The sequence below is a fragment of the Bordetella sp. 02P26C-1 genome (assembly GCF_009763255.1).
GTDB lineage: Bacteria > Pseudomonadota > Gammaproteobacteria > Burkholderiales > Burkholderiaceae_B > Bordetella_A.
Map to the genome: position 1 here is coordinate 49,085 of NZ_WSJB01000004.1, position 26,176 is coordinate 75,260.

Below are 26,176 nucleotides of genomic sequence, written 5' to 3' on the forward strand. Positions count from 1 at the left end.
TCTCAACTCTGTGGGGATAATTTCATCTGGCTCATCAGCGCGGACCATTGCGCGGATTCGTCTTTGATGCGCTTGCGCACCGCCGTCGCGTCGGCATAAAACGGGTCGATGCCCGCCGCCTGGAGCCGCTCGATGACGCGGGGTTCGCGCAGCACCGCAGACAGTCCCGAGGAAAGGCGTTGCTCCACGTCCGATGGCAAACCGCGCGGCGCCATCAGCGCCAGCCATGACGCACCCACAAAACCGGTGAGCCCCTGCTCGGACAAAGGCTGCACACCCGTCAGCATGACTTGTGGGCGAGCGGCGGTCAGTCCCAATGGGCGCAGCGAGCCTGCGCGTATATGCGACAACACACCGGGGATCAGCGCCACGATGCAGTCGATGTTGCCAGCCAGTAAATCCTGCACGGCGGGACTCAACCCTTTATAGGGAACGTGAGTCAGCTGTACCCCGAAATCGCGCTTTAACTGCTCGGCGTACAAGTGGCCGGCCGTCGCATTTCCCCCCGAACCCGCGGTCATGGCGTTGCGTCGTCCATAGGCGAGAAAATCCGCCGCATTCTGTATCGGCGACTTGGCATTGACGACGAGCACGCTGGACAACTCGCCGACCAGCCCGATGGGCGCCAAGGCAGGGACGGCCTGCTCGCCTCCCTTGGCATAAAAATAAGGGTTCACCGTCAAGATAGAGTCCAATGCCAGCAACAGTGTGGATCCATCCGGCGCTGACCTGGCTACCTCTTCCGCACCGATGTTTCCGCCGGCGCCACCTTTATTGACGACCACTACCGTTTGCCCCAATTCCTGACCTAGGTATTCGGCCAGCACACGGCCGGCCAGATCGACGGGCCCACCGGGAACAAAGGGAACGACGAGATTCAGCGGTCGAGCTGAGCGCGCCTGGCCTTGCGCCGCAACGCTCAGGGGTAATGCCGCAATCAGCCCCGCCGTACCCGCGAGCCATTGACGGCGGGTCAGTCGTGTCGCGTTGGTTCTGCGAGATGACGCATCCTCATCAGGCGGCTTGTGCATGGGCGTCTCCTTTTATTGTGTCTGCCGTGTAATCCGGCAAAGCCATCGTACCCGTGACGATACGGCCGCAGGTAATAGGAAACGTTGAGGCCAGCGATCACAAAAAATGATGGGTTACCGGCACGCATCGCGCGGCGGACGCGGGAGCAAAACGCCCTCGCTGCACTGCAACAACCCAAACCCCTCGCTTTCTGTTGAAATATGCCCTTTCGCGAATCCCGAACGGGCCCCTTGCGGGCCCGTTTTTCTTCATTTCCGGTAATGCAGCAAGGGCATTGATCAGCATGGATGAACAACTAACCAAACTGGCGCTCGACTACCACGCCTATCCCACTCCGGGCAAGATCTCGGTGACTCCCACCAAGACGCTGGCCAATCAGGATGACCTTTCGCTGGCCTATTCGCCAGGCGTGGCCGCCGCGTGCATGGCGATTTACGACCAGGGCGACGATGCCGCGTCCATGTATACCTCGCGCGCCAATCTGGTGGGCGTGATCACCAACGGCACCGCCGTGCTGGGTCTGGGCAATATTGGTCCGCTGGCCGCCAAGCCCGTGATGGAAGGCAAGGGCTGCCTCTTTAAGAAGTTCGCTGGCATCGATGTGTTTGACATCGAACTGGCCGAGACCGATCCGGATAAATTGGTCGATATCATCGCCGCGCTCGAGCCTACGCTGGGCGGCGTAAACCTCGAAGACATCAAGGCGCCCGAATGCTTCTACATCGAGAAGAAGCTGCGCGAGCGCATGAAAATCCCCGTCTTTCACGACGATCAGCACGGCACCGCCATCATCTCGGCCGCTGCCATCCTGAACGGCTTGAAGGTCGTGGGCAAGGACATCAGCAAGGTCAAACTGGCGGTTTCCGGCGCCGGTGCGGCTGCGATCGCCTGCCTGGATCTGCTCGTCAGCCTGGGCATCAAGCTCGAGAACATCTACGTGGTGGATTCGCGTGGCGTGATCTGGGAAGGCCGTGAAGAAAACATGGAGCCCAACAAAAAGCGCTACGCCCAGAAAACCGACGCGCGTACGCTGGCCGACGTGGTCCGCGACGCCGACATCTTCCTGGGCTGCTCGGCAGCAGGCGTATTGACCGCCGACATGGTCAAGACCATGGCCGACAAGCCGCTCATCCTGGCGCTGGCCAATCCCGAGCCCGAAATCCGCCCGGAAATCGCGCTGGCCGCCCGCCCGGACTGCATCATCGCCACCGGCCGTTCGGACTATCCGAACCAGGTGAATAACGTGCTGTGCTTCCCGTTTATCTTCCGTGGCGCCATGGACGTGGGTGCGTCGCGCATCACCGAAGAGATGAAGCTCGCCTGCGTCAAGGCCATCGCCGAGCTGGCCGAAGCCGAGCAAAACGATGAAGTTGCCCTCGCCTATGCCGGCCAGAACCTGTCCTTCGGCCCGGAATACATCATTCCGAAGCCCTTTGATCCGCGCCTGATCGTCAAGATCGCCCCGGCCGTGGCGCAAGCGGCGGCCGATTCGGGCGTGGCGGCGCGTCCGATCCAGGACATGGAAGCGTATCGTCAGAAGCTCATGAGCTTCGTCTATCACTCGGGCCAATTGATGCGCCCGTTGTTTGCCCAGGCCAAATCGGCGCCCAAGCGCGTCATCTATGCCGACGGCGAAGACGAACGCGTGCTGCGCGCCGTGCAAACCGTGGTCGATGAAAAGCTGGCCTTCCCGATCTTGGTCGGCCGTCCCTCTGTCATCGAAATGCGAGTCCAGAAAGCCGGCCTGCGTCTGATCAACGGTCAGAACATCGAGATTGTCGATCCCGAGGACGACAGCCGTTTCAACGAAACCTGGAACGCCTACTACCAGCTCAAGGGCCGTGAGGGTGTGACCCCCGACATCGCCAAGGCCATGATCCGCAAGCACAACACGCTGATCGGCGCGATGCTGCTGCGTCGTGGCGACGCCGATGCGCTGCTGTGCGGCGTGGCGAGCAAGTACGACAACCAGTTGAAGTACGTCGAAGAAGTCATCGGCAAAAAGCCCGGTGAAACCTTCGCCGCGCTGAACGTGTTGATGCTGCCGGGCCAAACGCTTTTCGTCACCGACACCCATGTGAACGAAAACCCGAGCGCCGAGGAAGTCGCCAACATCACGATCCAGGCCGCCAACGAAATGCAACGCTTCGGCGTCGTGCCCAAGATCGCGCTGCTGTCACACTCGAACTTTGGCAGCCGCGTGACCGAATCGTCGCGCAAAATGGCCGAAGCCCGCCGCCTGGTCGAACAACGCGCTCCCGAGCTGGAAGTCGACGGCGAAATGCATGCGGACGCCGCCCTGTCGCAAAAGATCCGCGATAAGGCCTACCCCGACAGCAAGCTCAAGGGTCTGGCCAACTTGCTGGTGATGCCGAACCTGGATACGGGCAACATCACCTACAACATGTTGAAGATGACGGGCAGCAACGGCATCGCGATGGGTCCGATTCTGCTGGGTGCTGCGCGCCCGGTGCACATCCTGACCACCAGCGCCACGGTGCGCCGCATCGTCAACATGACGGCGCTGGCCGTCGTAGACGCGCAACAAGAAGCAGCCCAAGCGCGCGCGTAACGCAGCACGATTGCCCCCGTGGCTCAGGGGCAATCGTGCAATTGCAAGGCGGTTAACACCCCGTCTTGGTAACGCTGTGATGCAAGAAAAAATGGCGGATCGGATTAAACTGATTCGCCATTTCCTTTTCCGGAGCCTGATCATGTTGCAAGAAGCACTGCTCGCCTGGATCCACTATTTGGCGATCTTTCTGCTGGTTGTCGCAATGACCGCGCAAACGGTTTTGCTGCGGCCCACGCTCGATGCCAACACGATACGGCGCCTCGCCATATACGATCGTCTTTACCTGGCCGCCGCCATTGCGGTGATTATCACGGGCTTGCTGCGACTGACCCTGGGACCCAAGGGGATTGCCTTTTACATGAGCAATCCCTGGTTTCACGCCAAGATGGCCTTTTTCATCCTGATCGCGCTGTATTCGATTCCCCCGACGCTGGCGTTTATCCGATGGAACAAACAGCTGCGCATCCATCCCGATTACGTTCCCGACGACACGCAAGTCCGCCGCGCCCGGCGTTGGGTGATGGTCGAAGTACATCTGTTGATTCTGCTCCCTTTGTTCGCGGCACTGATGGCGAACGGGGTGGGATTTGATTAGATGTCGGACAGAACCAACTCGGCCAATGTGGCTGTCAACGTATCAAACCACAGCCTGGGAAATCGGCCGTCTGCCAACCAGACCGCGCCGGCCATGAAGGGCCGGCAATGACGCCTCGGGGCATTCCTTATCACTCATTCGGGTGCGCCCCCCTAAAACAAAAGCCACGCATCCGAAGACGCGTGGCTTTTCTTTGTCACGGTTCTGACGCCACTCCAAAGAGTAGCGTCAGACAGGGCGACGATTAACGCTGATCCATTGACGGCACGTCGCGGGTGGGAGCACCCGTGAACAGCTGACGCGGACGGCCGATCTTGTATTCCGGATCGGACAGCATTTCGTTCCACTGAGCAATCCAGCCCACCGTACGAGCCAGCGCGAAGATCGCGGTGAACAGCGAAGTCGGGATGCCGATCGCGCGCTGAACGATACCCGAGTAGAAGTCCACGTTCGGGTACAGTTTGCGCTTGACGAAGTAATCGTCTTCCAGCGCGATACGCTCGAGCTCCATCGCGAGCTTGAACAGCGGATCGTTTTCCAGACCCAGCGACTGCAGGACTTCCTTGCAGGTTTCCTGCATCAGCTTGGCGCGCGGGTCGTAGTTCTTGTAGACGCGGTGGCCAAAGCCCATCAGGCGCACGCCCGAGTTCTTGTCCTTGACCTTCTCCATGAACTCGCCGACTTTCGCCACGCCACCGTTGGCTTGCAGCTCTTCCAGCATCTGCAGGCAAGCTTCGTTGGCGCCGCCGTGAGCCGGGCCCCACAAGCAAGCCACGCCCGCCGAGATCGCGGCGAACGGGTTCGTGCCCGACGAACCGCACAAACGCACGGTCGAGGTCGAGGCGTTTTGCTCGTGATCGGCGTGCAGGATAAAGATACGGTCCAGCGCGCGCTCGACCACTTCGTTGACCTTGTACTCTTCGCAAGGCGTCGCGAACATCATGCGCAGGAAATTGCCGGTGTACGACAGATTGTTCTGCGGATAGATGAACGGCTGACCCACCGAATACTTGTACGCCATCGCAACCAGCGTCGGCATCTTGGCGATCAGACGGATAGCCGAGATGTGACGATGTTCCGGGTTCGTGATGTCGGTCGAATCGTGGTAGAAGGCCGACAGCGCGCCCACCAGCCCCGTCAGCACGGCCATCGGATGCGCATCGCGACGGAAGCCACGCAGGAAGAAATGCAGCTGTTCGTTGACCAGCGTGTGATTCGTCACTTGCGAGTCGAAATCGGTCTTCTGATCGCGGTTGGGCAATTCGCCGTTCAGGATCAGGTAGCAGATATCGAGGAAATCGCAGTTAACAGCCAACTGCTCGATCGGGTAACCGCGATACAGCAGTTCGCCCTTGTCGCCATCAATGTAGGTGATCGCCGACTCGCACGACGCCGTAGACATAAAGCCGGGGTCGAACGTGAACATACCCGTCTGGCCGTACAGCTTGCGGATGTCGATGACGTCCGGGCCAACCGTACCCTTGTATACGGGAAACTCGATCGGCGAGGTACCGTCCGAGAACGATAGGGTGGCTTTTTTGTCTGACAGATTCATCGTTTAATTCCTCACAATTGATTAAAGCTCACGCATCTGGGCGATGATGCTGCGCAAGCGGGGCGTGTCCAACGCCCCATCGAGCTCCTTGCGCGCCAGCAGCAGATCGAGCAAATCGTTGTCTCCAAGCTCGAACAGCTGCGTCAAAGCCACCACGTCTTCGTCAGTGAGCTGCGTTTCGTACGCGTCCAGGTAACGGGTAATGATCAGATCATTCTCGAGCAACCCGCGACGCGCCCGCCAGCGCAGGCGAGCCCGTTGAAGTTCAGTCAGGTTGCCACTCATATCGTTCTCTTTACCGAAATTACTAGACCGTGCGACGGACCATCAGTTCCTTGATCTTGCCGATCGCCTTGGTGGGGTTCAGCCCCTTGGGACAGACATCGACACAGTTCATGATGGTGTGGCAACGGAACAGGCGGTACGGGTCTTCCAGGTTGTCCAGACGCGCGCCGGTCGCTTCGTCGCGGCTATCGGCGATGAAACGGTAGGCTTGCAACAGACCCGCGGGACCCACGAATTTGTCCGGGTTCCACCAGAACGACGGGCAGGAGGTCGAGCAGCAAGCGCACAGAATGCACTCGTACAGACCGTCGAGCTCTTCGCGCGCCTCGGGCGACTGCAGGCGCTCGCGCTCGGGAGGCGGCGTATCGTTGATCAGATACGGACGCACCGAGTGGTACTGGTTGAAGAAGTGCGTCATGTCCACGACCAGGTCGCGGATCACGGGCAGACCGGGCAGCGGCTTCAGAACGATGGGCTCTTTCAGCTCGCGCAGGTTGGTCGTGCAGGCCAGGCCGTTCTTGCCATTGATGTTCATGGCGTCGGAACCGCACACGCCTTCACGGCACGAACGACGCAGCGACAGGCTGTCGTCCACATCGTTCTTGATGCGCACGAGCGCGTCCAGCAGCATCTTGTCGGTGGGCTGGAGTTCGACTTCCAGCTTCTGCATGTACGGGCGCTCGTCCTTGTCCGGATCGTAGCGGTAAATCTCGAATTTGACGATTCTCTTGGTGCTCATCACGGCATCCTGCTTAGAAAGTACGCGCCTTGGGCGGGAAGGACTCGACCGTCAGCGGCTGCATCTGGACCGGTTTGTATTCCAGACGGCTGCCCTCGGAGTACCAGAGGGTGTGCTTCAGCCAGTTTTCGTCGTCGCGAGTCGGGTGATCGTTCAGCGCGTGGGCGCCACGGCTCTCGGTACGGTTCGCGGCCGACTTGATGGTGGCGCGAGCGACCTCGGTCATGTTGGCGACTTCGAGCGCCTCGATGCGAGCCATGTTGAAGACCTTGGACTTGTCCTTGTAGTAGATGTGCTCCGCTTGCTTGGCCAGATCTTCGATTTGACCCACGCCTTCGTTGAGCAACTCCAACGTACGGAACACGCCGCAGTGACGCTGCATGGACACGCGGATGGCGTTGGCCACGTCTTGCGTTTTTTCGCCCGAGGTGCGGCCTTCCAGCTTGGCCAGGCGGCTCATCGAGAAGTCGACGGCTTCCTTGGGCACCGGCTGGTGGGAATGCTGACGCTCGGGGTGCGAGTTGACGATGTGGTTACCGGTGGCGCGACCGAACACGATCAGGTCGAGCAGCGAGTTGGTACCCAGGCGGTTGGCGCCGTGCACCGACACGGCCGCGCATTCGCCCACGGCGTAGAGGCCGTTGACGACACGGTTTTCGCCGTTGACGCGCTCGAGCACCTGGCCGTGATAGTTGGCCGGAATACCGCCCATCTGGTAGTGGATGGTCGGCACAACCGGGATCGGTTCCTTGATCGGATCGACGTTACCGAACTTGATCGCGATTTCGCGGATCGAGGGCAGACGCTTGTTGATCACGTCAGCGCCCAGGTGATCGAGCTTGAGCACCACGTAGCTGCCGTCCGGACCGCAACCGCGACCTTCCTTGATTTCCTGGTCCATCGAACGCGACACAAAGTCACGCGGGGCCAGGTCTTTCAGCGTGGGCGCATAGCGCTCCATGAAGCGTTCGCCATCCTTGTTCAACAGGATGCCGCCTTCGCCGCGCACGCCTTCGGTGATCAGCACGCCCGCGCCGGCCACGCCAGTCGGGTGGAATTGCCAGAATTCCATGTCTTGCAGCGGAATGCCGGCACGAGCCGCCATGCCCAGACCGTCACCGGTATTGATGAAGGCGTTGGTCGATGCGGCCCAGATACGGCCCGCGCCGCCCGTGGCCAGCACGGTGGTCTTGGCTTCGAGGATGTAGACGTCGCCAGTTTCCATTTCCAGCGCGGTCACACCGACCACGTCGCCGGCTTCGTTGCGCAGCAGATCGAGCGCCATCCATTCGACGAAGAAGTGCGTGCGCGCAGCGACGTTACGCTGATAGAGCGTGTGCAGCAGTGCGTGACCGGTACGGTCGGCAGCGGCACAGGCGCGCTGCACGGGCTTTTCACCGAAGTTGGCGGTGTGTCCACCGAACGGACGCTGATAGATGGTGCCATCGGCGTTACGGTCAAACGGCATGCCGAAGTGTTCGAGCTCGTACACGGCGTTCGGTGCCTCGCGGCACATGAACTCGATGGCATCCTGGTCGCCCAGCCAGTCCGAACCCTTGACGGTGTCGTACATGTGCCAGTACCAGTTGTCTTCGCTCATGTTGCCCAGCGAAGCACTCACGCCGCCCTGCGCCGCAACGGTGTGCGAACGGGTCGGGAAAACTTTCGACAGCACGGCCACGGACAGACCGGCTTGAGCCAATTGCAACGAGCAACGCATGCCGGCTCCGCCGGCGCCAACGACCACCACATCAAACTGGCGGCGTGGCAAGGAATTCATGACAGAGACCACGGCTTAGATACTCCAGAGGATTTGCGCGAAATAGACAACCGAGGCGACCAGCCAGAGGATCGTCAGCACTTGCAACAACAGGCGAACGCCCGTGGGCTTGACGTAGTCCATCCAGATGTCGCGCACGCCAATCCAGGCGTGCCAGGCCAACGCAAAGAAGAACAGGGTGGCCAGCATCTGGCCAAGAGGAATCGGGCCCGCATGGAAGGTGAAGAGCGCCTTCCAGCTTTCATAGGAGAACGAGGGCATCATCATGATGCCGACGATCAGCACCAGCGTGTAGATGGCCATGATCACGGCCGTGATGCGCTGCGCGATAAAGTCGATGACGCCGTAGTGCGCCCCTACCACCAAACGCTTGGGGCCATAGTTTTTGGATTGAGCCATTACAGAACTCCAAACAATTTGAGGGCAAAGACGACGGTCAGTGCCAGGCTCACGCCAAAAGCGACGCCTGCGCTTTTCTGGGCCGAGACCTTATCCAGACCGATATGCAGGTCCAGGATCAGGTAACGAATGCCGGCACAGAAGTGATGGAGGTAACCCCACACCAGGACCAGGAACACCAGTTTCACGATGGGATTGCCGGCATATTCGGCGATCTGCGCGTAGCTTTCAGGCGAGGCCACGCTGGCCGCGAACAGCGGCAGAATGACCAAGGGCAAACAGAGAAACAGCAGCGCGCCGCTTATGCGGTGCAGGATGGAGAGCTTGCCCGCCAGGGGCAGGCGATAGGTCGCAATTTGTGCAATACCAATATTGCGAAACTGCGGACGTGGCTTGGCAGCGGTGTCGGACATGACGGCCTCGGTGTTACGGTGCTAGGGATTCGTGACAACGAAATAAGCGTTGCCGGTGCAGGCAAACACGCTATTTTCGCCCAGAGTACGGTTCGTATCAAATCGTTGTGAAAAAGCTCATCAATTCAAACTATTGCGGTAGTGGTAATGATCGGTAAGGTATAAACCGCGGCGAATTTCCATGGGTCTGTCTCCATAGGTATAGGACACGCGATCGACTTGCAAAAGCGGCGCGCCTGGCGCCACGCCCAGCAACCCCGCCACTTCAGCGGGCGCGCCCACCGCGCGGAGTTTTTCGTCGGCGCGCACCATACTGACCCCGAACTCGGTTTCGAACAGGCCATACAACGGCGCCTTGTTTGCCGTCAGCAGCTCCAGCGTCAGACCCTTGAACACAGACCCGGGCAGCCAGATGTCGTCGATGACGGTCGGACGTTGATTCATGGAAAGCTGGCGACGAATCATCACCACGGTTTCACCGGCGCGCAGCTCCAGTGCGCGAGCGACCTCGGCAGGCGCGCGCAGCCGGCGGCATTCCAGGATGAAACTCTCGGCGCGGCCATTCTCGCCTTCTTCGTCGGCGGCCAGCCGCAGGAAACGATATCGCACCCGCGCCTCGTGATGAGTCGCGACAAACGTGCCCTTGCCCTGGCGGCGGATCAGTAAATGTTCGGCGGCCAGTTCATCGACGGCCTTGCGCACGGTACCCTGACTGACTTGAAAGCGCGCGGCCAGATCAATCTCGCTGGGAATCAATTCGCCGGGCTTCCATTCGCCGCGATCAAGACTTTGCACCAGCAAATCCTTGATCTGACGATACAGCGGACTGAACGCGGCCCCCTCGCCGGCCGGTCGGGCGGCGCGATGTCGTAGCGGAGGTTCGGGCCTGGGGTCTGCCATGGTCGATTTATCAGCGGGTTTTCTCGGTCTCGTAGACCCTGGAAAAAAGCAGGATCATCCTGCCGGGCAAACGCGGCATTGTGGCACAAGCGGCCCGGCACTGTCCAACGTCTTATGTCTTATATAAGATATAAGACAATTGACGCATACGTAAATTCCATCTAGGATTTACAAGTTTCCTCGACACCCCGTGCGACGCATGAGCGGCGTCCAGCGATTAAACTGACAAAGAGAATTTCATCTCACACGAACTCATCACGGAGAACGTTCATGTCTAAGCCTGCCTTGCGTGTCGCCGTTACCGGCGCCGCCGGCCAAATCGGTTACGCCCTGCTGTTCCGCATCGCCTCGGGCGAAATGCTGGGTAAAGATCAGCCGGTCATTCTGCAACTGCTGGAAATCCCCGACGAGAAAGCGCAAAAAGCCCTCAAGGGCGTCATCATGGAACTGGATGACTGCGCCTTCCCGCTGCTGCAAGAAGTCACCGCCCACAGCGATCCGCGCACCGCGTTCAAGGATGCCGACGTGGCCCTGCTGGTCGGCGCCCGTCCCCGTGGCCCCGGCATGGAGCGCAAGGATCTGCTGAGCGTCAACGCCCAGATCTTCACGGCTCAAGGCCGCGCGCTGAACGAAGTCGCCAGCCGCGACGTCAAGGTGCTGGTCGTGGGCAACCCCGCCAACACCAACGCCTACATCGCGATGAAGTCGGCCCCGGACCTGCCGGCCAAGAACTTCACCGCCATGCTGCGCCTGGACCACAACCGCGCCCTGTCGCAACTGGCTGCCAAGTCGGGCAAGGCTGTTGCCGATATCGAAAACCTGATCGTCTGGGGCAACCACTCGCCCACGATGTATCCGGACATCCGCTTCGCCACCGTCGGCGGCGAAAGTCTGGCCAAGATCATCAACGATGATCAATGGAACCGCGAAGTCTTCATCCCCACCGTGGGCAAGCGCGGCGCCGCCATCATCGAGGCCCGTGGCCTGTCGTCGGCTGCTTCGGCCGCCAACGCCGCTATCGACCACGTGCGTGACTGGGTCCTGGGCAGCAACGGCAAGTGGGTCACCATGGGTGTGCCCTCGGATGGTTCCTACGGCATCCCCGAAGGCATCATCTACGGCGTGCCGGTGATCACCGAGAACGGTGAATACAAGCGTGTCGAAGGCCTGGAAATCGACGCCTTCTCGCGCGAGCGCCTGGACTTCACGCTGAAAGAGCTGCTCGAAGAGCGCGACGGCGTGAAAGACTTGCTGAAGTAATGTTCGCAAGCAGCCAGGCGTAAGCCTGGCGGGCGGCGCGGCCTGGCAATATGCCCCGGCCGCGCCGTAATAAATCTGTCGCTTTGCCATCTGCGGGCCAGGACACAGATTTATTGCGCAGCCCACCCGCACTTCCTCCGTGCAGCGGCTTATTTTCGACCTTGTCGAATGACCGCGGACTGCTTTTCCTGCACCATCACCATCAGGCCCGGGCGCCAGAGTGAGCGTCCGGCACACCACGGAGATCCGCTCATGACCCGCCCCACCTCCCCCGGCGCGCTGTTTCGCCAGGCGCTGACCGAAGAAAGCCCCCTGCAAATCGTTGGCGCCATCAATGCGAACCATGCTTTGCTGGCCAAGCGCGCGGGCTATCGCGCCATTTATCTCTCGGGCGGCGGCGTGGCCGCTGGCTCACTCGGCCTGCCCGATCTGGGCATCAATACGTTGGACGACGTGCTGACCGATGTGCGCCGCATCACCGATGTCTGCGATCTGCCGCTGCTGGTCGATATCGACACGGGGTTTGGGCCTTCGGCCTTCAACATCGCCCGTACCGTTAAAAGCCTGATCAAATTCGGCGCGGCCGCCTGCCACATCGAAGACCAAGTGGGCGCCAAGCGTTGCGGCCACCGTCCGGGCAAGGAAATCGTCAGCACCCAGGAAATGGCTGACCGCGTGAAAGCAGCCGCCGATGCGCGCACGGATTCCGATTTCTACCTGATCGCCCGTACCGACGCGATTGCCTCGCATGGCGTGGACGCCGCGATCGAACGCGCGCTGGCCTGCGTGGAAGCCGGCGCCGACGCGATTTTCGCCGAGGCCGCTTATGACTTGCCGACCTACGATCGCTTTGTGAAAGCCGTCAACGTGCCGGTGCTGGCCAACATCACCGAGTTCGGCAAGACGCCGCTATTCACCGTGGACGAGCTGCGCAGCGTGAACGTAGCGATGGTGCTCTATCCGCTGTCGGCATTCCGCGCGATGAACAAGGCCGCGGAAAACGTCTATCAAGCCATTCGCCGCGATGGCCATCAAAAAAATGTCCTCGACACGATGCAAACCCGCGATGAGTTGTACGATCGCATCGGCTACCATGCATTTGAGTCGCAACTGGACGCGCTGTTCCAGCAAGGCAAAGGCAAGTAATTTCCGTCGGCGGCCGGTGTAAGTGATGTCACTGGCCGCGACGGCGCAGTTTACGTTCGCCCCATTTGACGCCAACCAAGGAAAGGAGTCAGAGACATGAGCACTTCCAAGAAGCAAAGCGCAGCCGTGACAGAGGCCCAGACGAGCGCCCCCACGGAAGACAAACCCGGGTTCAAGCCCAAGAAATCCGTCGCGCTGTCCGGCGTGGTGGCCGGCAACACGGCGCTGTGTACTGTGGGCCGTACGGGCAATGACCTGCACTATCGTGGCTACGACATTCTCGACTTCGCGGGTGAAGCCGAATTCGAAGAAATCGCGCACCTGCTTGTGCATGGCAAGCTGCCGAACAAGGCGGAACTGAAGGCGTATAAGGACAAGCTGCGCTCGATGCGCGGTCTGCCGGCGCAACTGCAAACGGCTTTGGAAGCCCTGCCCGCCTCCAGCCACCCGATGGATGTGATGCGCACGGCGGTGTCGGTGCTGGGCTGCGTGCTGCCCGAGAAGGATGACCACAACATCCCGGGCGCGCGCGATATTGCTGACCGCTTGATGGCAAATCTGGGTTCGGCGCTGCTGTACTGGTATCACTACAGCCACAACGGCCACGTGATCGATGTGCAAACGGATGATGACAGCATTGGCGGTCATTTCCTGCATCTGCTGCACGGTGTGAAGCCTTCGGATGAGTGGGTGCGTGCGATGCACACCTCGCTGATCCTGTACGCGGAGCATGAGTTCAATGCGTCCACGTTCACCTGCCGCGTGATCGCGGGTACGGGGTCGGACATGTACTCGGCTATCGCCGGGGGGATCGGCGCGCTGCGTGGGCCGAAGCATGGTGGCGCCAACGAAGTGGCGTTCGAGGTGCAAAAGCGTTACGACAGCCCGGACGAAGCAGAGGCCGATATCCGTCGCCGCGTGGAAGCCAAGGAAGTCATCATCGGCTTTGGTCATCCGGTCTACACGGTTTCGGATCCGCGCAACAAGGTCATCAAGGAAGTGGCTCGCAAGCTTTCGAAAAAAGCCGGTACGACCAAGATGTACGACATCGCCGAGCGGTTGGAGACGGTGATGTGGGAAGTCAAAAAGATGTTCCCGAACTTGGACTGGTTCTCGGCGGTGAGCTATCACATGATGGGCGTGCCGACGGCAATGTTCACGCCGCTGTTTGTGCTGGCACGTACGGCGGGATGGTCGGCGCACATCATTGAGCAACGAGTGGATAACAAGATCATTCGTCCTACGGCTAATTATGTGGGGCCGGAGGATCAGGAATACGTGCCGCTTTCTAAGCGGAAGTAAGGCTACGTGCGTTCTTGAATGCTGCGTTTTGAAGGGAACTCACTGCCGGCGGCAGTGAGTTCTTTTTCGCGGGTACGCTCAGACAGGACCCGGCCAACACGCTGTGGGCAGGCATGGCTCGCAGAAACACTTAACTGGGCGAAGTCGGCCCACCCCTATCCAAACTCGACGAGCCCGGATTTTCGATCTCTAGGCGAGCGAACCTGCCGCCTATATCCGTCCGCCAAGCAGCATCAAGAGGCCATCCTCCGGTTTCCTTGGAGATATTAGCTCGGAGTGCGTTCTGCAGATGAGGTTGGCTGACTTGGCATAGTGCGGCCTCTGGGTCGGGGTTCGGGAGTTGAGATATTTGTTGCGCGGGCCGAGTCCAACGGGGCGCTTCCTACCGTGATGAAGGGAGTGTGTATTCCATTTATTTCAACGTCAGGCGCACTTCGGCAGAGCGGTCCCAAAGGTTCGGGACATGGGCGGAAGAATATCCGGAGACAAATGGTTTAGTCTGTCCGGTGTCGGGATCGAACACATGGCGTGCGATCGCGCCTATGTTGCCTCCATACAGGTGAATGCTGATCGACACCGCGTCTTCGCAGGCATTCCAGACGCGATGAATATCTCCCCCGAGGGGGGAGAGGACATCAATCTGGCCCGGCTGCAACGCGGTGGGCGCACCATCTGGAACGCAAGCGGAAGCAGTTTTGAGGTAACGCTGGCTGAACTCGCTGCCGCGCAACATAGCGACGTAGCCCCAGACTGCGTGGTCGTGTACAGGCGTGGACTGGCCCGGTCCCCATACGAAACTCACTAAGCTAAAGCGTTCTAGCGGATCGCAGTGTAGTAAATGTTGCTGGTAGTACTCAGGGTGTGGTGCTGCGCAGGATTCTGGCAGCCAATCGTCGTGTGCCACGAGGTCTGCCAAAGCCGCCTGCAATGTCGGCCCGGCCATGCCGCTAGAACCGTGACGATCAGCGAGAAGCGTCGCCTCGGCAACGAAGGCACGCAGGCGGCCTAGGTTGGCAAACATTATTGATCCTCTACCTTGATTAACACTCGGCCATGCAACAATTTACCGGCTAGCAGCGGCTCGGCATACCTTACCGCCTGGTCTAGCGGTACTTCCTCAGCCATGGTGTCGATAATTTCACCGGGAAGGCTGGCACCTAGGTCTGCCCAAGCCACATGACGCTGAGCCATGGGCGCGTAGACACTGTCGACGCCTGCCAGCGTCACGCCGCGCAAAATGAACGGTGCGACGCTGGCAGGCAGGTCCATGCCTTGCGCCAAGCCGCAAGCGGCGACCACACCACCATAACGCATGGCCGCGCATGCATTGGCCAACGTATGGCTTCCCACACTATCTACGACTCCTGCCCAGAGCTCCTTTTGCAGGGGCTTTCCAGGCTCGGATAATTGGGCGCGGTCGACAATGCGCGTCGCCCCTAGTGCCTGGAGCCGAGCATGAGAGTCGACGCGGCCCGTGCTGGCCACCACCTCATAGCCTCGGCGCGCGAGCAATGCGATAGCAGTACTTCCCACGCCACCGTTCGCGCCTGTGACCAGCACTGGACCAGTGTCGGGCTTGAGCCCCAGAGCCTCAAGTCGGTGCACGCACAACATAGCCGTATAACCAGCAGTTCCCAACATCATGCTGCGCCGGGTGGTCAGTCCCTCAGGGACGTGCTGCAACCATTTGGCAGGCACGCGTGCATATTGCGCCAGGCCACCCCATCGAGACTCGCCCAGCCCCCAGCCATTTAGCAGAACGGCATCACCAGGAGCGAACTCGGGGTCGTCAGAGTGTGCGACCACACCAGCAAAGTCGATACCGGGCACCATCGGAAACTGCCGCACGACCGGTGCTTTGCCGGTGATGGCTAACGCATCCTTGTAATTTAGTGTAGAGAACTGCACCCTAACCGTGACCGAGCCTTCCGGCAATTGATCATGATTGACCTGGGTCAGTTCGGCATGGGTCACTTCATCTCGTTGCAGAAGTAAAGCTGAAAAAGTCATAGTTCCCTCCTGGTTACTGCGAGGATCTCTACGCGGTACGAGCGCGATGCCGGTGACGGCGCGTCTCGGCCCTCGATCCATTGCGTTCTAGCGTCCTTCGAATCGAGGTTCGCGCTTACTGCGAAAACTGTCCAGCCCTTCCTGATAATCGGCGCTGGAGAAAACCCGTTCGGTTTCTCGCCATGCCAAGCCGGCTGTTTCGACGGGGCTTTGCGCGATAGTCGCCGCCGCGAAGCGTTTAAGCATAGCCATCACCAAGGGGGCGTTACCAGCCAAGCGGCGAGCAAGCTTCATCGCTTCTTCCAAATGCTCACCGGGCTCTGCCAGACGATTGACCAGCCCGACCTCGTAAGCGCGCTGGGCGTCGACTACGTCGCCTAGCAACATCAATTCCATGGCAACCTTATGCGGAATGCGGGCCGCCAGCGATGCAATCATTCCTCCGGCGAAACCCAGCTTGGGCTCGGGATAAGTGAAACGCGCGTCGCGCGTGGCCACGCACAGATCGCACATCGCGACCAGTACCAGGGCACCGCCGACGCACCAACCGCTCACCGCGGCGATCAAAGGCTTGTCCAGAACCACCCCGACGTTCGGTGTAAAGCTACGATAGTCAGGCGGGCTCTGAGCATCGCGGTCGCGGCCTGAAGAGAACGCCTTGGTGCCCGCCGCCGTCAGAATACCTACGCGATCCTCGGGGCTGTTATTCAACCGAACCCAGGCTTGTTGCAGCCCAGCTTCCACCTCTGGGCCGATTGCATTCAGGCGGTCGGGACGATTGATCGAAATGATAGCAACGCCGTCGCGCGATTCATAAGTCACTGCTTCGCTCATAATAAGTCTCCAAGTTGTTTTAACAATTGTGGTTTGAGGACCTTGCCATTCGGCGCGACCGGTAGTGCCGTGACAAACAGGATAAGGGTCGGCCGTTTGTAAGGCGACAAGCGTTCAGCTAAGTGTCCTCGTAATATGGCTTCCTGCAATTGGGCATCAGACACGGGTTCGACGACGGCGATGATTTCTTCGTTGCCCGCTCGCGTATGACCGAATACGGCGGATAACTGAACATCGGGATGGCTGTTGAGCGCTGTTTCCACCTCTAACGGCGACACATTAAAGCCGGAGCGAATAATCAAATCCTTGCTTCGACCCGTAATCTCGATGCGACCGTCGGGCAGACGGCGCGCCAAGTCCTGCGTATTGAACCAGCCATCCGGTCCAAGCACGGTCGCCGTGATGTCGGGCGCACGGAAGTAGCCCAACATTACGTTGGGCCCTCGTAACCATAACTCGCCCACGAGTCCATCTGCCAAATCGTGCCCTGCGGCGTCACGTATACGTAGCTCCACACCGGGTGTCGCGGGACCGACGGAGGTGCCAGGGTCGAGGTCTTCCAGGCGAGTCCAGCAAGTGGCGGAAGCTTCGGTCAAGCCGTAGCCATTGTGCAGCGGCAGCTTGAACACCGCCTGTGCTTGCGCTTGTAGCGTCGGATCCAGTGGCGCCCCCCCCGCGGCGATAAATCGTAATTGAGGCGCATGAATACCATTAGGTGCAGCCTGCATCAGGCGTGCGAACATCGCGGGAGCGCCTTGCAAAATGCTTATGTGCTCATGAGCCAAGGCCGCCAGGCAGTCTTGCGAATGAAACCGCGCTACCAGCCGAATGTGTGCCCCCGACGACAAGGTGCCAATCAGGCCTGACGAAAGCCCCATGACGTGCGTGATGGGCAGGACACCGTACACACGGTCGCTGGGCGTGACCTGGCGCAAGGTTCGCATCAGATTGCCGATGTGCAGCAGATTGGCGTGGGTGAGCATGACTCCTTTCGGGGTCCCCGTGCTGCCAGTGGTATATATCAGCGCGGCGACTTGCCGGTGAGACTCAGGGTACACGGGCTCCGCCATGCTGGAATGGTCCTCCTTGCCTACCGCTACGGTACCGAATGACCTGGTCTCTTGAACGGCGCCATGTCGCTGCGCATGAACGGCCGCATCGGCCGAAGCATCCAGCACGTACAGCACGCGCCGGGGCTGCGCCAGACTTATCACCGCGTCAACCTCGAGCACCGCACGACGGGCATTTTCCATCACGGCCCATAAATCGAGTTTGCCCGCCGCCAAAACCAGGGTGGCCAGTGCCGCGCTGTTTTCCCCAACGAGCATGACGCGCTGGCCGGGTTTCAGGCCCAGCTCGCACAGAAACGCCTTCGCGTCCTCAACGCGCTCGGCCAGCGCGGCATAGGTCCAGGCTACCTTTGCATCCGACAGGGCTAGCTGCGTGGGTCTAACCCGCGCCCAATGCACCAGGCAATCGGCTAGTCGGTTTAATGCGGGCGCGCTCATTGCGGCACCACCTTCATCTCGTCCATCAGCCTTTTCCACCGCTGCAGCTCGGACTGGACATATTGGCCAAACGCCTCAGGAGTAGAACCCGCCGCCTCGGCGCCAAGCGTCGTCAGAGTTTTGCGCACGCCCTCGGTCTTGAGCAACTCGTTGATTTCGGCACTGACGCGATCCACGATAGGTTTAGGGGTGCCGGCTGGCGCCCATACTCCGTACCAGGCCGTCACGTCATAGCCGGGAAGGGTTTCGCCAATGGTCGGCACGTCAGGCAGATAACTGGATCGTTTCGATGTCGTCACACCAAGCACGCGCACTTGATCGGCGGTGATGTATGGCAGCGCCTCGTTCGAAAAGAACATCGTCGTTTGGTCGCCCAGCACGGCTTGGATTGCTTCGGTGCCACCCTTAAATGGCACATTGACGATCTTTGCGCCGGACATCACTTTCAAAAGCTCGCACGAGAGATACGGCGATGACCCAATACCAGAAGTCGAACAGCTCAGCGCTTCGGGGTCACGCTTGGCCAGCACTATTAACTCGGCGACGTCTTTAACGGGTACTTTCTTACCAACAGCCAGATAATTGGGTATCGTAATGACCTGAGCGACGGGCGCTAGATCTGTACTCAGGTTGTATAGGGGCTCTTTATAAAAGAACGTGTTGAGCACGTTAGAGATACTGCCCAGCAAGAAGGTATAGCCATCGGGATCCGCACGCGACACGAATTGGGAGCCCAGCATGCTGCCCGCACCCGGTTTATTCTCAACGACGACGGTCTGTTTCAGGCTCGTGCCCAGACGCGCGGCAATCATGCGTCCTAATGTGTCCGAAGCGCCTCCCGCCGAGTAAGGCACGATCATCCGAATGGGCTTGTCATTTGGCCAAGCGGCCTGCGCCTGAAACGGGGCTAGGGCCATCAGCATGAGAGACGCAAACAGGCCGCTAGGGCGTATGTGAAAGCTCATGTTTTATCTCCTCCACCCCGGTCATGCGGGGTGAGTAATTTTCTTAGTGATGGATGGCCCGCGCGATCAGCGCTGGAATTCCCCGAATGCCTCGAGTGCGCGTGCCGAATACACATAGGCCGCGCCCGCGTTCAGGGCAATGGCGGTACCGAGCGCTTCGGCGACTTCTTCTTTCGTCGCACCGGCTTGGTGTGCCGCCGCTGCATGAGATGAAATGCACCCGTCACAGCGCGTCGTCACTGCCACGGCGAGGGCAATCAACTCGCGCGTTTTGGCGTCCAGCGCTTGGCCCTTAGCCAGCGCCTCGTTAAGCCCGCGGTACGCGGCGACGACGGGCGGGTTAGATTCGGCAAGAGCCCCGGCTGCTTTGCGCAGGTTGGTCAGGGTGTCGGTCCAGTTATTCATCATGATCTAGCTCCTTGGTGCTGGTTGGCAAAGTGGCGGCGAATACCGCCAGGGACTCAAGCGCGCGCGCGTGGCTGAATCAGCCCCCCGCCCGATTTGGACGGATGGGCGCGCAGTGCATCTTCGATAGGGTCGGTTCCCCAACCAGGTCGGTCAGGGAGGATCAAATATCCGTCCTGGTATTGGGGAGCATGTGTAAACAGTTCATCGTCCCAAGCCAGGCGGTCAATGTCGGTTTCCATAATGCGGAAATTCGGCACCGCGCAAGCAAAGTGCGCGTTCATGAACGTGCACAGGTGGCCATAAAAATTATGAGGAGCCACGTTCACTTCATGGGCCTCGGCCAAGTCGGCGATCTTCATCGACTGCCATACCCCATTCCAAACAGCATCGACAATGCCTACATCGATGGCGTTGGCCCGCAGATAGGGCATGAACTCTCGCGCGCCAAACAATGTTTCGCATGAACTTATTGGGTGAGGGCTATGCTGACGGATATACGCAAGAGCATCCGGACTGTAGCTGTCGATCTCCACCCAAAACAGATCGTGGTCAGCGATACTGCGCAACAGTTTCAGATAGCCCTCAGTTTTGGCGTTGAAGTTAAGGTCAAGCAAGATATCCATGTCGGGACCCGCACCGTCGCGCAGGGCTTCGAGGCTGTCGCGCAGATTGCGTATCAATCTGCGCTCAACGTTGAGCTCGGGGTAAAACGGGGCGGAAAAACCAGGGCGCCAAGCATGTGCTGGCCCATCGTCGAATAGAAATAAGTTCGTTTTCAGGGCAGTGAAGCCACGCTCTCGTGCGAGTCCGCCCATGGCTTTCACGCCGTCCAGGTCCGTGACGGGGGGGCCGAAATAAGTCGGATGATTAATGCGCCAGGCTGGGCAGTGTGACCAGTAGACTCGCAAACGGTCGCGTACCTTTCCCCCCAGCAGCTCGTAGCAGGGCACCCCTAACGCTTTGGCCCGTACGTCAAGCAAGGCGTTCTCCAGCGCTCCGATCCCCTCGCCGACCACGCCGCCGGCAGCCGGCCGAGTGCGGCTGTATGCCTCGGCGAAAAAACGTTGCGGCCCCGGCACGGGCTGACCGACCAATCCGCGTGCCAGTTGTTCGATAACAGCGGTCACGCCTGGTGACCCGAACCCCTCGTCGTACTCGCTCCATCCCACGATGCCTTCATCGGTCTGAACTTTCAAGAAATGGTAATTGCGCCAACCGGCGTCACACGCCAGAGTCTCGATAGCGGTAATTTTCATCAAAAAGTCCTTAAGTCCTGAAATATGGGATGAGACTTCTTTAATTCGGGATTTCTTGAATAGTACGCGCAAAATTTTTTCCGTACAACGGTTTGAACTCGTTGTGCCGAAATTGCGGATTCGAGCGCTGGCTCAGCCAGGACCGCAGGGTGCGAGCGTGGCTGTGCGAACATGGTGCGTGGGGGAGAATGCGGGCGTTACCCGCATCGAGGCATGGCGCCCACAGCCGTGGGCACTGCAAGGGTGGACCGCTATGCGGATTGAGCGGGGAAGTAAGGGCCGGTGTAGCCCAGCTGACGCGAGATGGCTTCGGCGGCTTCAAGGAGGAGCGGCACACACTCCGCCATCTTGACTGAAGTCAGCCGATCTAACGGCCCCGAGATGCCTAGTGCCGCTACCGGTCGTTCCAATCCGCTGAAAATAGGTACCGCTACGCCGCCGATGCCGTCGCGCCACTCTCCGCGATTGATGGCGTACCCCACGCGTGCGACCTCGGCCAGTTCCTGCTGCAAAACCGCTTCGGTAGCGCGCGTGGTAGGGGTATGCGAATGGAGTTGGCTCCGGTAGTGCGACAGGTAATCGGTTGGCTGAAAAGCGAGCAAGGCTTTTCCGGTCGCCACAGCATAGGCCGGTGCACGCCCACCAATCGCCGAGTAAGCCCGTATGGGCTGAGGGCTGTCGATCTTGTCGATGTACACCACGTCTACTCCGTCGAGCACAGACAAATGAACTGTCTCACCCGTCTTCTGCGCGAGCGAACGCATCTGCGCCGGCGCGTAGGCTCGAACATCCATGTTCGACAACTGCCGAGCACCAATTTCAAACATTTTCAATGTACAACGGTAGCGGCCGGTTTTTTTGTCGCGGACCATATAACCGGCGTGAGCGAGCGTCTGCAACGTGCGGTGGGTATTGCTTCGTGCCAGTCCGCAAGCCTCGGCGATGTCATCCAGGGTATTCGCGCGGCCCTCAAGCTGGCTAACGGTCTCCAGCACCATCAGGCCCTTCAGTAGTGTCTTATCCATAGCGGAACCAAGTTGCAACGCCGACATTATAGATGTGCTCGACGTCAGCCAACGATGAAATCCTATTAAATAGGATATCTTATATAACATTTGATATTTACATACGTTAGATATAAGATCCGGACGTTGTCCTAACCGTGTCGACAGCGATCTAAGGAACGTAAATGAAGCAAGAATCCACCCTGACAGGCGTGAGGGTCATCGAAATCTGCAATGTCGCGGCCGGCCCTTTTTGCGGGATGCTGCTGGCGGATATGGGTGCCGATGTCGTTAAGATCGAGTCCCCCGGTAGCGGCGACACCTTAAGAAGCTGGTCGCCCATCACCGACGGCTACAGCGAAAATTTCGCATCTCTCAATCGCAACAAACGTTCGGTTACGCTGAATCTGAAAGACCCTGCCGATAGGGAGATCGCCGTACAGTTGATCGCGGATGCTGATGTGTTGATCGAGAATAATCGGCCGGGCGTCATGGATCGCTTGGGGCTGGGATATGCGCAAATGGCAGAGCGCAATCCGCGTCTCGTGTACTGCTCGATTTCTGCATATGGCCAAAGCGGTCCACGTAGCCAGGAAGGCGGTTTCGACCTCACTCTACAAGCCATGAGCGGTCTGATGAGCGTGACTGGTGAACCTGAGGGTGCTCCAGTGAAATGCGGGGTCCCGGTCTGTGATTTCACGGCCGGGTTATACGGGGCCTTTTCCGTCGTCTCCGCGTTACGTGCGGTCCAGATGGACCAGCCAGGGACACATATCGATGTGTCGATGCTGGGCGCAACGCTGGGTATCGCTGCACTGCAAACGTCGCAATTTTTCGGAACGGGCGTGGACCCGGTCAAGCTTGGCTCCGCACATCCTCGCAATGCACCGTACCAAGTCTTTCGCTGCCGAGATGGCTATTTTGGCATGGCAGCAGGCAACGACTCGCTATGGAAATCGGTGTGCGAGGTGGTGGGGCGGCCCGACTTGTTCAACGACGTACGTTATGGCAGCACCACCTTACGTGCGGCAAACCAAGACAGTTTGCGCGAGACCCTCGAAAACATCTTTGCCGGTGAGGATGCGGAGACTTGGCTGACGCGTTTTCGCGCGGCGGGTGTCCCTTGCGCACCCATCAACCGTTATTCCGAGGTGCTGGTCGATCCCCAGGTCGATCACATGCAATGGGTACAAGATCTGACGCTGCCCAATGGCGCGCATACGCGAACGTTCGTCTCGCCAATCCGCTTTGATGCGCGACCGGCGAGCGTGATACGTCGTCCGCCGGGATTGGGCGAGCATAATGCCGAGATTTTCGAAGAACTCCGCGCCCGTTTAGCCTCGTGAGCTGTTGATGTCAGATACGTTACGCATCGAGAAGACCGCCGTCGCATGGACTTTTACGCTCAATCGCAGCGAGAAACGCAACGCGCTCTGCGCCGAGCTGGTCGAGGCGCTCATTGCGGGTGTAGAGGCGGCACACGTTCAACAAGTGCCGCTATTGGTGTTTCGCGGAGCCGGAAAAAACTTGAGCGCCGGCTTCGATTTCACGGACTACGAAACGCAGAGTGAGGGTGATCTACTGCTGCGCATGGTGCGTATTGAGACACTTCTGCAAATGGTAGCCAGCTCTCCTAGCCTCACCCTGGCTCTGGCGCATGGGCGCAACTTTGGGGCAGGCGTGGACCTGTTTGCCGCTTGCAAGCTGCGTCACTGTAGTGCCGACGCCACCTTTCGCATGCCCGGATTGAAGTTCGGCCTAGTGCTGGGCTCGAGGCGGTTTCGCACTCTAGTCGGAACGGCTAAGGCAATATCAATATTGGGCGAAGCCCGTACTTTCGGCGCGGACGAAGCTCGTGAGATCGGCTTTGTTCTTCAGGTGTCGCCCGAAAACGATTGGCCGGCACTCACGCAGCAGGCCGCCCAAACCGCGACGACTCTCGAGCCTGACGTGCGCGTCAGCCTGTACTCGACGCTGGAATTCAATAACCATGACGCTGACATGGCCGCGCTGGTGAGGTCTGCCGCGCGACCCGGGATCAAGGACCGAATAGCGCAATACCTATCCGCATAACGGGGTGCGGTGGCACCAATGACTGGCTTGTCTAAAGGTGTGCATGTACGCACGGTTCGGACGCAGGTAAGGTATTTCCGTACAAGGCGCCGAGATCCTTGCGGCTCCGGTCTTCATTCGAGGACCGGCACGGAAGCTTTTAACCATGCAAATTAAAGACCTCCAGTGGTTTATCAGAACCGTCGAACTGGGCAGCATACACAGTGCCGCGCGCGAGTTGGAAATTTCGCAGCCTGCCTTATCCAAATCGTTACAGCGCTTAGAGGCGATGCTCGGGGTACGAATTCTGGAACGGACACCCAAAGGCGTGGAGGTCACTGAAGTCGGTCTGGCCTTGGTGGAACGCGCGCGTATGCTAGAGGACTGGCTTCGCGGCACCCGCATGCTGGTGGAAGACTACAAAGCGGGCGCAGCCGGCGAACTACGCATTGGCGCAGCGCCGACGATCGTTGATCCGATGCTGTCCGGTGTACTGGCGACTTTTGTGCTCGAGGGCCCTCCGGCAAGGTTCTACACTAACGTTCAACTGACACAGCACCTATTGCAGCAGCTAGAAACCGGCGACCTGGATTTTGCGATTGGGTCTATCATGCCCGGTCAAATGCCTGCGGCGTTGAACCATATCAAGCTCGGGCTGCAACGGCATTATATTGTTGGACGGGAAGGACACCCACTGATGCGACAATCGTTCACGATTGCTGACCTCCAAGAGCAGCCTTGGGTGGTGTCTTCCAACTCCACGCTGCGGGGGTGGGTAGAAAACATGTTCCACCAGCAAGGCTTGGCGATGCCGCGCGTATTTATTCAGTCAGATGTTTCGCCAGGCTTGTTCTCGTCCTTATTCGAGCGCTCGGACGTCTTGACCTTGATGACGACGGATTCGTTGAACGGCTCGCTGGGTAAGGGCCTGCGGCCCCTACCAAAACCCGCCCCCACTTGGTCCCTGCAGTTGGGGTTGTTTTGGCGCAGAAGCGCATACTTTTCCAATTTAAAAGAACTGTTTCGGCGGCGGGTGATAGAAGCGTTTGACGCCCGCCCCCGCGAGCCTGAGGTTTGACGCCTGCAGGATGACTCCCGCTGCATCAAACCTGTCGGAACCGCCGACTGTACCTCTTAGTCTGCCTCTATATTGGATCGTTTAGCTATCGACTTCCAGGTTGCAATATCGCTATCGATAAAGTTTTCAAACTCGGCCGATGTCGAAGAAGCCGGGATTAATCCCATCGAGCTAAACTTCTGCTGTACGTCCTGCAGATTCAAAGCCTGTTGAAATTTCTCGTTCAGCGTGCCGACCACCCGGGGCGGTAGATTTTTTGGCCCCACAACGCCGTACCATCCCGGAAGATCCGTTGGAAACCCTACCTCGGATAGCGTCGGCACATCGGGGAAATTCGGCGAGCGTTCGGGCGACGTAACGACCAAGGCACGGATCTGCCCGCTTTGGATAAACGGCGCTGCGGTCGATAGTTCCATCAAGCCGATCTTGACCTCCCCTGCAATCAAGGCATTGGCGAGAGGCCCACTGCCCTTATAAGGCACCTGAGTCATGGGCACATCCGAATGCGACTTCATGTATTCGCCCGCAAAGTGCGCTCCGGACCCAAAGCCATAAGTGCCATAAAAATGGCCGTCTTTGGGACTGCGCTTCAATAGCTCAACAAATTCTGCATAGGAATCTACCTTCAGGCTGGGATGCACGGCAAGCACGATAGGCGTAAATGCGACCAACGTTATGGGCGTAAAGTCCTGGGGTATTTTGTACGGTAGTTTTACCCCCAACGCTGCGGGACCCGAGATCGTACTGTTGGTGACTAAGGCCAAGGTATAGCCATCGGGCGCAGACTGCGTCAGTTGGCTGGCAGCCACGCTTCCATATGCGCCCGGCTTATTCTCTACGACAACGGTCTGACCGAATATTTCTCCCAATGGCTTGGCCAACAACCGGGCAATCGTGTCGGAGCCTCCGCCTGGGGCGAACGAGACGATGAATCGGATTGGTTGGCTGGGAAACTCCTTTGCCTGAACTACCGGCACGATACTCGTGATCATTGTCAACAATAGACTGCCATAGATATAAGCCCCCTTACGTATCATTCCTTGTCTCCTTTTCCTATGGGTAGACATTAGACCTTTAAGG

Annotated in this window: 25 protein-coding genes; 8 read left to right on the forward strand and 17 right to left on the reverse strand. The window is 59.2% G+C overall.

The features are described from left to right. Positions 1-2: 2 nt before the first annotated feature. Positions 3-1,031: a Bug family tripartite tricarboxylate transporter substrate binding protein gene (locus GOQ28_RS02595; RefSeq protein WP_160355328.1), complete on the reverse strand. Its 1,029-nt coding sequence runs from the start codon at positions 1,029-1,031 to the stop codon at positions 3-5. A 284-nt stretch (positions 1,032-1,315) separates the two neighbouring features. Here GOQ28_RS02595 and GOQ28_RS02600 point away from each other — a divergent pair, with 284 nt between their 5' ends. Further along, positions 1,316-3,604: an NADP-dependent malic enzyme gene (locus GOQ28_RS02600; RefSeq protein ID WP_160350293.1), complete on the forward strand. Its 2,289-nt coding sequence runs from the start codon at positions 1,316-1,318 to the stop codon at positions 3,602-3,604. Between the two features lie 142 nt (positions 3,605-3,746). Further along, complete coding sequence (locus GOQ28_RS02605) at positions 3,747-4,202, forward strand: DUF2214 family protein (RefSeq protein ID WP_160355329.1); 456 nt, start codon at positions 3,747-3,749, stop codon at positions 4,200-4,202. 244 nt (positions 4,203-4,446) lie between these two features. On the opposite strand, the gene GOQ28_RS02610 is transcribed toward GOQ28_RS02605, so the two are convergent. From GOQ28_RS02610 to GOQ28_RS02640, 7 genes are all read right to left on the reverse strand, one after another. After that, positions 4,447-5,757, reverse strand: coding sequence for a citrate synthase (locus GOQ28_RS02610; RefSeq protein ID WP_160355330.1), 1,311 nt, complete (start codon positions 5,755-5,757; stop codon positions 4,447-4,449). 21 nt (positions 5,758-5,778) lie between these two features. Continuing rightward, complete coding sequence (locus GOQ28_RS02615) at positions 5,779-6,042, reverse strand: succinate dehydrogenase assembly factor 2 (protein WP_160355331.1); 264 nt, start codon at positions 6,040-6,042, stop codon at positions 5,779-5,781. Positions 6,043-6,064: 22 nt separating this feature from the next. Beyond that, on the reverse strand, positions 6,065-6,781 hold the full coding sequence (locus tag GOQ28_RS02620; protein WP_160350297.1) for a succinate dehydrogenase iron-sulfur subunit: 717 nt from the start codon (positions 6,779-6,781) through the stop codon (positions 6,065-6,067). 13 nt (positions 6,782-6,794) lie between these two features. Beyond that, positions 6,795-8,573 carry a succinate dehydrogenase flavoprotein subunit gene (gene sdhA / locus GOQ28_RS02625; RefSeq protein WP_160355332.1) on the reverse strand — a complete coding sequence of 593 codons (1,779 nt, stop codon included), beginning with the start codon at positions 8,571-8,573 and terminating at the stop codon, positions 6,795-6,797. Positions 8,574-8,576: 3 nt separating this feature from the next. Continuing rightward, complete coding sequence (sdhD, locus tag GOQ28_RS02630) at positions 8,577-8,960, reverse strand: succinate dehydrogenase, hydrophobic membrane anchor protein (protein WP_160350299.1); 384 nt, start codon at positions 8,958-8,960, stop codon at positions 8,577-8,579. Beyond that, a complete protein-coding gene (gene sdhC / locus GOQ28_RS02635; RefSeq protein WP_160350300.1) occupies positions 8,960-9,373 on the reverse strand; it encodes a succinate dehydrogenase, cytochrome b556 subunit in 414 nt (137 codons plus the stop codon). The genes sdhD and sdhC overlap by 1 nt, the downstream gene beginning before the upstream one ends. A gap of 120 nt (positions 9,374-9,493) precedes the next feature. Beyond that, positions 9,494-10,273: a GntR family transcriptional regulator gene (locus GOQ28_RS02640; RefSeq protein ID WP_160350301.1), complete on the reverse strand. Its 780-nt coding sequence runs from the start codon at positions 10,271-10,273 to the stop codon at positions 9,494-9,496. A 270-nt stretch (positions 10,274-10,543) separates the two neighbouring features. Here GOQ28_RS02640 and GOQ28_RS02645 point away from each other — a divergent pair, with 270 nt between their 5' ends. The 3 genes from GOQ28_RS02645 (at position 10,544) to prpC (ending at position 13,981) form a co-directional block, all read left to right on the forward strand. Then, positions 10,544-11,533: a malate dehydrogenase gene (locus tag GOQ28_RS02645; protein WP_160350302.1), complete on the forward strand. Its 990-nt coding sequence runs from the start codon at positions 10,544-10,546 to the stop codon at positions 11,531-11,533. 252 nt (positions 11,534-11,785) lie between these two features. Beyond that, on the forward strand, positions 11,786-12,679 hold the full coding sequence (prpB, locus tag GOQ28_RS02650) for a methylisocitrate lyase (RefSeq protein WP_160350303.1): 894 nt from the start codon (positions 11,786-11,788) through the stop codon (positions 12,677-12,679). A 96-nt stretch (positions 12,680-12,775) separates the two neighbouring features. Further along, on the forward strand, positions 12,776-13,981 hold the full coding sequence (prpC, locus tag GOQ28_RS02655; RefSeq protein WP_160350304.1) for a bifunctional 2-methylcitrate synthase/citrate synthase: 1,206 nt from the start codon (positions 12,776-12,778) through the stop codon (positions 13,979-13,981). A 412-nt stretch (positions 13,982-14,393) separates the two neighbouring features. On the opposite strand, the gene GOQ28_RS02660 is transcribed toward prpC, so the two are convergent. The 8 genes from GOQ28_RS02660 to GOQ28_RS02695 all read right to left on the reverse strand — a co-directional run bounded on the left by GOQ28_RS02660 (position 14,394) and on the right by GOQ28_RS02695 (position 21,987). Further along, positions 14,394-15,002: a cysteine dioxygenase gene (locus GOQ28_RS02660; protein WP_160355333.1), complete on the reverse strand. Its 609-nt coding sequence runs from the start codon at positions 15,000-15,002 to the stop codon at positions 14,394-14,396. Further along, a complete protein-coding gene (gene acuI / locus GOQ28_RS02665) occupies positions 15,002-15,991 on the reverse strand; it encodes an acrylyl-CoA reductase (NADPH) (RefSeq protein WP_160355334.1) in 990 nt (329 codons plus the stop codon). The genes GOQ28_RS02660 and acuI overlap by 1 nt, the downstream gene beginning before the upstream one ends. 87 nt (positions 15,992-16,078) lie before the next feature. Beyond that, the gene (locus GOQ28_RS02670) at positions 16,079-16,825 is read right to left on the reverse strand and encodes an enoyl-CoA hydratase/isomerase family protein (protein ID WP_160355335.1); all 747 of its coding nucleotides are present in this window, start codon (positions 16,823-16,825) and stop codon (positions 16,079-16,081) included. Continuing rightward, positions 16,822-18,333 carry a class I adenylate-forming enzyme family protein gene (locus GOQ28_RS02675; protein WP_160355336.1) on the reverse strand — a complete coding sequence of 504 codons (1,512 nt, stop codon included), beginning with the start codon at positions 18,331-18,333 and terminating at the stop codon, positions 16,822-16,824. Before GOQ28_RS02675 ends, GOQ28_RS02670 begins: the two co-directional genes overlap by 4 nt. After that, positions 18,330-19,298 carry a Bug family tripartite tricarboxylate transporter substrate binding protein gene (locus GOQ28_RS02680; RefSeq protein WP_160355337.1) on the reverse strand — a complete coding sequence of 323 codons (969 nt, stop codon included), beginning with the start codon at positions 19,296-19,298 and terminating at the stop codon, positions 18,330-18,332. The genes GOQ28_RS02675 and GOQ28_RS02680 overlap by 4 nt, the downstream gene beginning before the upstream one ends. Positions 19,299-19,364: 66 nt before the next feature. Continuing rightward, the gene (locus tag GOQ28_RS02685) at positions 19,365-19,706 is read right to left on the reverse strand and encodes a carboxymuconolactone decarboxylase family protein (RefSeq protein WP_160355338.1); all 342 of its coding nucleotides are present in this window, start codon (positions 19,704-19,706) and stop codon (positions 19,365-19,367) included. A 53-nt stretch (positions 19,707-19,759) separates the two neighbouring features. Further along, entirely contained in the window at positions 19,760-20,962 is a 1,203-nt protein-coding gene (locus GOQ28_RS02690) for a mandelate racemase/muconate lactonizing enzyme family protein (RefSeq protein ID WP_160355339.1), read from the reverse strand. 251 nt (positions 20,963-21,213) lie between these two features. Further along, a complete protein-coding gene (locus tag GOQ28_RS02695; protein ID WP_160355340.1) occupies positions 21,214-21,987 on the reverse strand; it encodes an IclR family transcriptional regulator in 774 nt (257 codons plus the stop codon). A 164-nt stretch (positions 21,988-22,151) separates the two neighbouring features. Between GOQ28_RS02695 and GOQ28_RS02700 the strand changes: the two genes are divergently transcribed. From GOQ28_RS02700 to GOQ28_RS02710, 3 genes are all read left to right on the forward strand, one after another. After that, positions 22,152-23,312, forward strand: a complete 1,161-nt coding sequence (locus GOQ28_RS02700) for a CaiB/BaiF CoA transferase family protein (protein WP_160355341.1) — start codon at positions 22,152-22,154, stop codon at positions 23,310-23,312. A 7-nt stretch (positions 23,313-23,319) separates the two neighbouring features. Continuing rightward, positions 23,320-24,039 (forward strand): enoyl-CoA hydratase/isomerase family protein, encoded by a 720-nt coding sequence (locus GOQ28_RS02705; protein WP_160355342.1) that lies wholly within the window; start codon positions 23,320-23,322, stop codon positions 24,037-24,039. Positions 24,040-24,184: 145 nt separating this feature from the next. Then, positions 24,185-25,096 (forward strand): LysR family transcriptional regulator, encoded by a 912-nt coding sequence (locus tag GOQ28_RS02710; RefSeq protein ID WP_160355343.1) that lies wholly within the window; start codon positions 24,185-24,187, stop codon positions 25,094-25,096. 56 nt (positions 25,097-25,152) lie between these two features. Here the strand turns inward: GOQ28_RS02710 and GOQ28_RS02715 are convergent, their stop codons facing one another. Then, the gene (locus GOQ28_RS02715; RefSeq protein ID WP_160355344.1) at positions 25,153-26,133 is read right to left on the reverse strand and encodes a Bug family tripartite tricarboxylate transporter substrate binding protein; all 981 of its coding nucleotides are present in this window, start codon (positions 26,131-26,133) and stop codon (positions 25,153-25,155) included. Positions 26,134-26,176 lie beyond the last annotated feature (43 nt).

Excerpts from the sequence above, each read along its gene's own strand:
- GOQ28_RS02595 (WP_160355328.1), bottom strand. The coding sequence starts at position 1,031 with ATGCACAAGCCGCCTGATGAGGATGCGTCATCTCGCAGAACCAACGCG.
- GOQ28_RS02600 (WP_160350293.1), top strand. The coding sequence starts at position 1,316 with ATGGATGAACAACTAACCAAACTGGCGCTCGACTACCACGCCTATCCC.
- GOQ28_RS02605 (WP_160355329.1), top strand. The coding sequence starts at position 3,747 with ATGTTGCAAGAAGCACTGCTCGCCTGGATCCACTATTTGGCGATCTTT.
- GOQ28_RS02610 (WP_160355330.1), bottom strand. The coding sequence starts at position 5,757 with ATGAATCTGTCAGACAAAAAAGCCACCCTATCGTTCTCGGACGGTACC.
- GOQ28_RS02615 (WP_160355331.1), bottom strand. The coding sequence starts at position 6,042 with ATGAGTGGCAACCTGACTGAACTTCAACGGGCTCGCCTGCGCTGGCGG.
- GOQ28_RS02620 (WP_160350297.1), bottom strand. The coding sequence starts at position 6,781 with ATGAGCACCAAGAGAATCGTCAAATTCGAGATTTACCGCTACGATCCG.
- sdhD (WP_160350299.1), bottom strand. The coding sequence starts at position 8,960 with ATGGCTCAATCCAAAAACTATGGCCCCAAGCGTTTGGTGGTAGGGGCG.
- sdhC (WP_160350300.1), bottom strand. The coding sequence starts at position 9,373 with ATGTCCGACACCGCTGCCAAGCCACGTCCGCAGTTTCGCAATATTGGT.
- GOQ28_RS02640 (WP_160350301.1), bottom strand. The coding sequence starts at position 10,273 with ATGGCAGACCCCAGGCCCGAACCTCCGCTACGACATCGCGCCGCCCGA.
- GOQ28_RS02645 (WP_160350302.1), top strand. The coding sequence starts at position 10,544 with ATGTCTAAGCCTGCCTTGCGTGTCGCCGTTACCGGCGCCGCCGGCCAA.
- prpB (WP_160350303.1), top strand. The coding sequence starts at position 11,786 with ATGACCCGCCCCACCTCCCCCGGCGCGCTGTTTCGCCAGGCGCTGACC.
- prpC (WP_160350304.1), top strand. The coding sequence starts at position 12,776 with ATGAGCACTTCCAAGAAGCAAAGCGCAGCCGTGACAGAGGCCCAGACG.
- GOQ28_RS02660 (WP_160355333.1), bottom strand. The coding sequence starts at position 15,002 with ATGTTTGCCAACCTAGGCCGCCTGCGTGCCTTCGTTGCCGAGGCGACG.
- acuI (WP_160355334.1), bottom strand. The coding sequence starts at position 15,991 with ATGACTTTTTCAGCTTTACTTCTGCAACGAGATGAAGTGACCCATGCC.
- GOQ28_RS02670 (WP_160355335.1), bottom strand. The coding sequence starts at position 16,825 with ATGAGCGAAGCAGTGACTTATGAATCGCGCGACGGCGTTGCTATCATT.
- GOQ28_RS02675 (WP_160355336.1), bottom strand. The coding sequence starts at position 18,333 with ATGAGCGCGCCCGCATTAAACCGACTAGCCGATTGCCTGGTGCATTGG.
- GOQ28_RS02680 (WP_160355337.1), bottom strand. The coding sequence starts at position 19,298 with ATGAGCTTTCACATACGCCCTAGCGGCCTGTTTGCGTCTCTCATGCTG.
- GOQ28_RS02685 (WP_160355338.1), bottom strand. The coding sequence starts at position 19,706 with ATGATGAATAACTGGACCGACACCCTGACCAACCTGCGCAAAGCAGCC.
- GOQ28_RS02690 (WP_160355339.1), bottom strand. The coding sequence starts at position 20,962 with ATGAAAATTACCGCTATCGAGACTCTGGCGTGTGACGCCGGTTGGCGC.
- GOQ28_RS02695 (WP_160355340.1), bottom strand. The coding sequence starts at position 21,987 with ATGGATAAGACACTACTGAAGGGCCTGATGGTGCTGGAGACCGTTAGC.
- GOQ28_RS02700 (WP_160355341.1), top strand. The coding sequence starts at position 22,152 with ATGAAGCAAGAATCCACCCTGACAGGCGTGAGGGTCATCGAAATCTGC.
- GOQ28_RS02705 (WP_160355342.1), top strand. The coding sequence starts at position 23,320 with ATGTCAGATACGTTACGCATCGAGAAGACCGCCGTCGCATGGACTTTT.
- GOQ28_RS02710 (WP_160355343.1), top strand. The coding sequence starts at position 24,185 with ATGCAAATTAAAGACCTCCAGTGGTTTATCAGAACCGTCGAACTGGGC.
- GOQ28_RS02715 (WP_160355344.1), bottom strand. The coding sequence starts at position 26,133 with ATGATACGTAAGGGGGCTTATATCTATGGCAGTCTATTGTTGACAATG.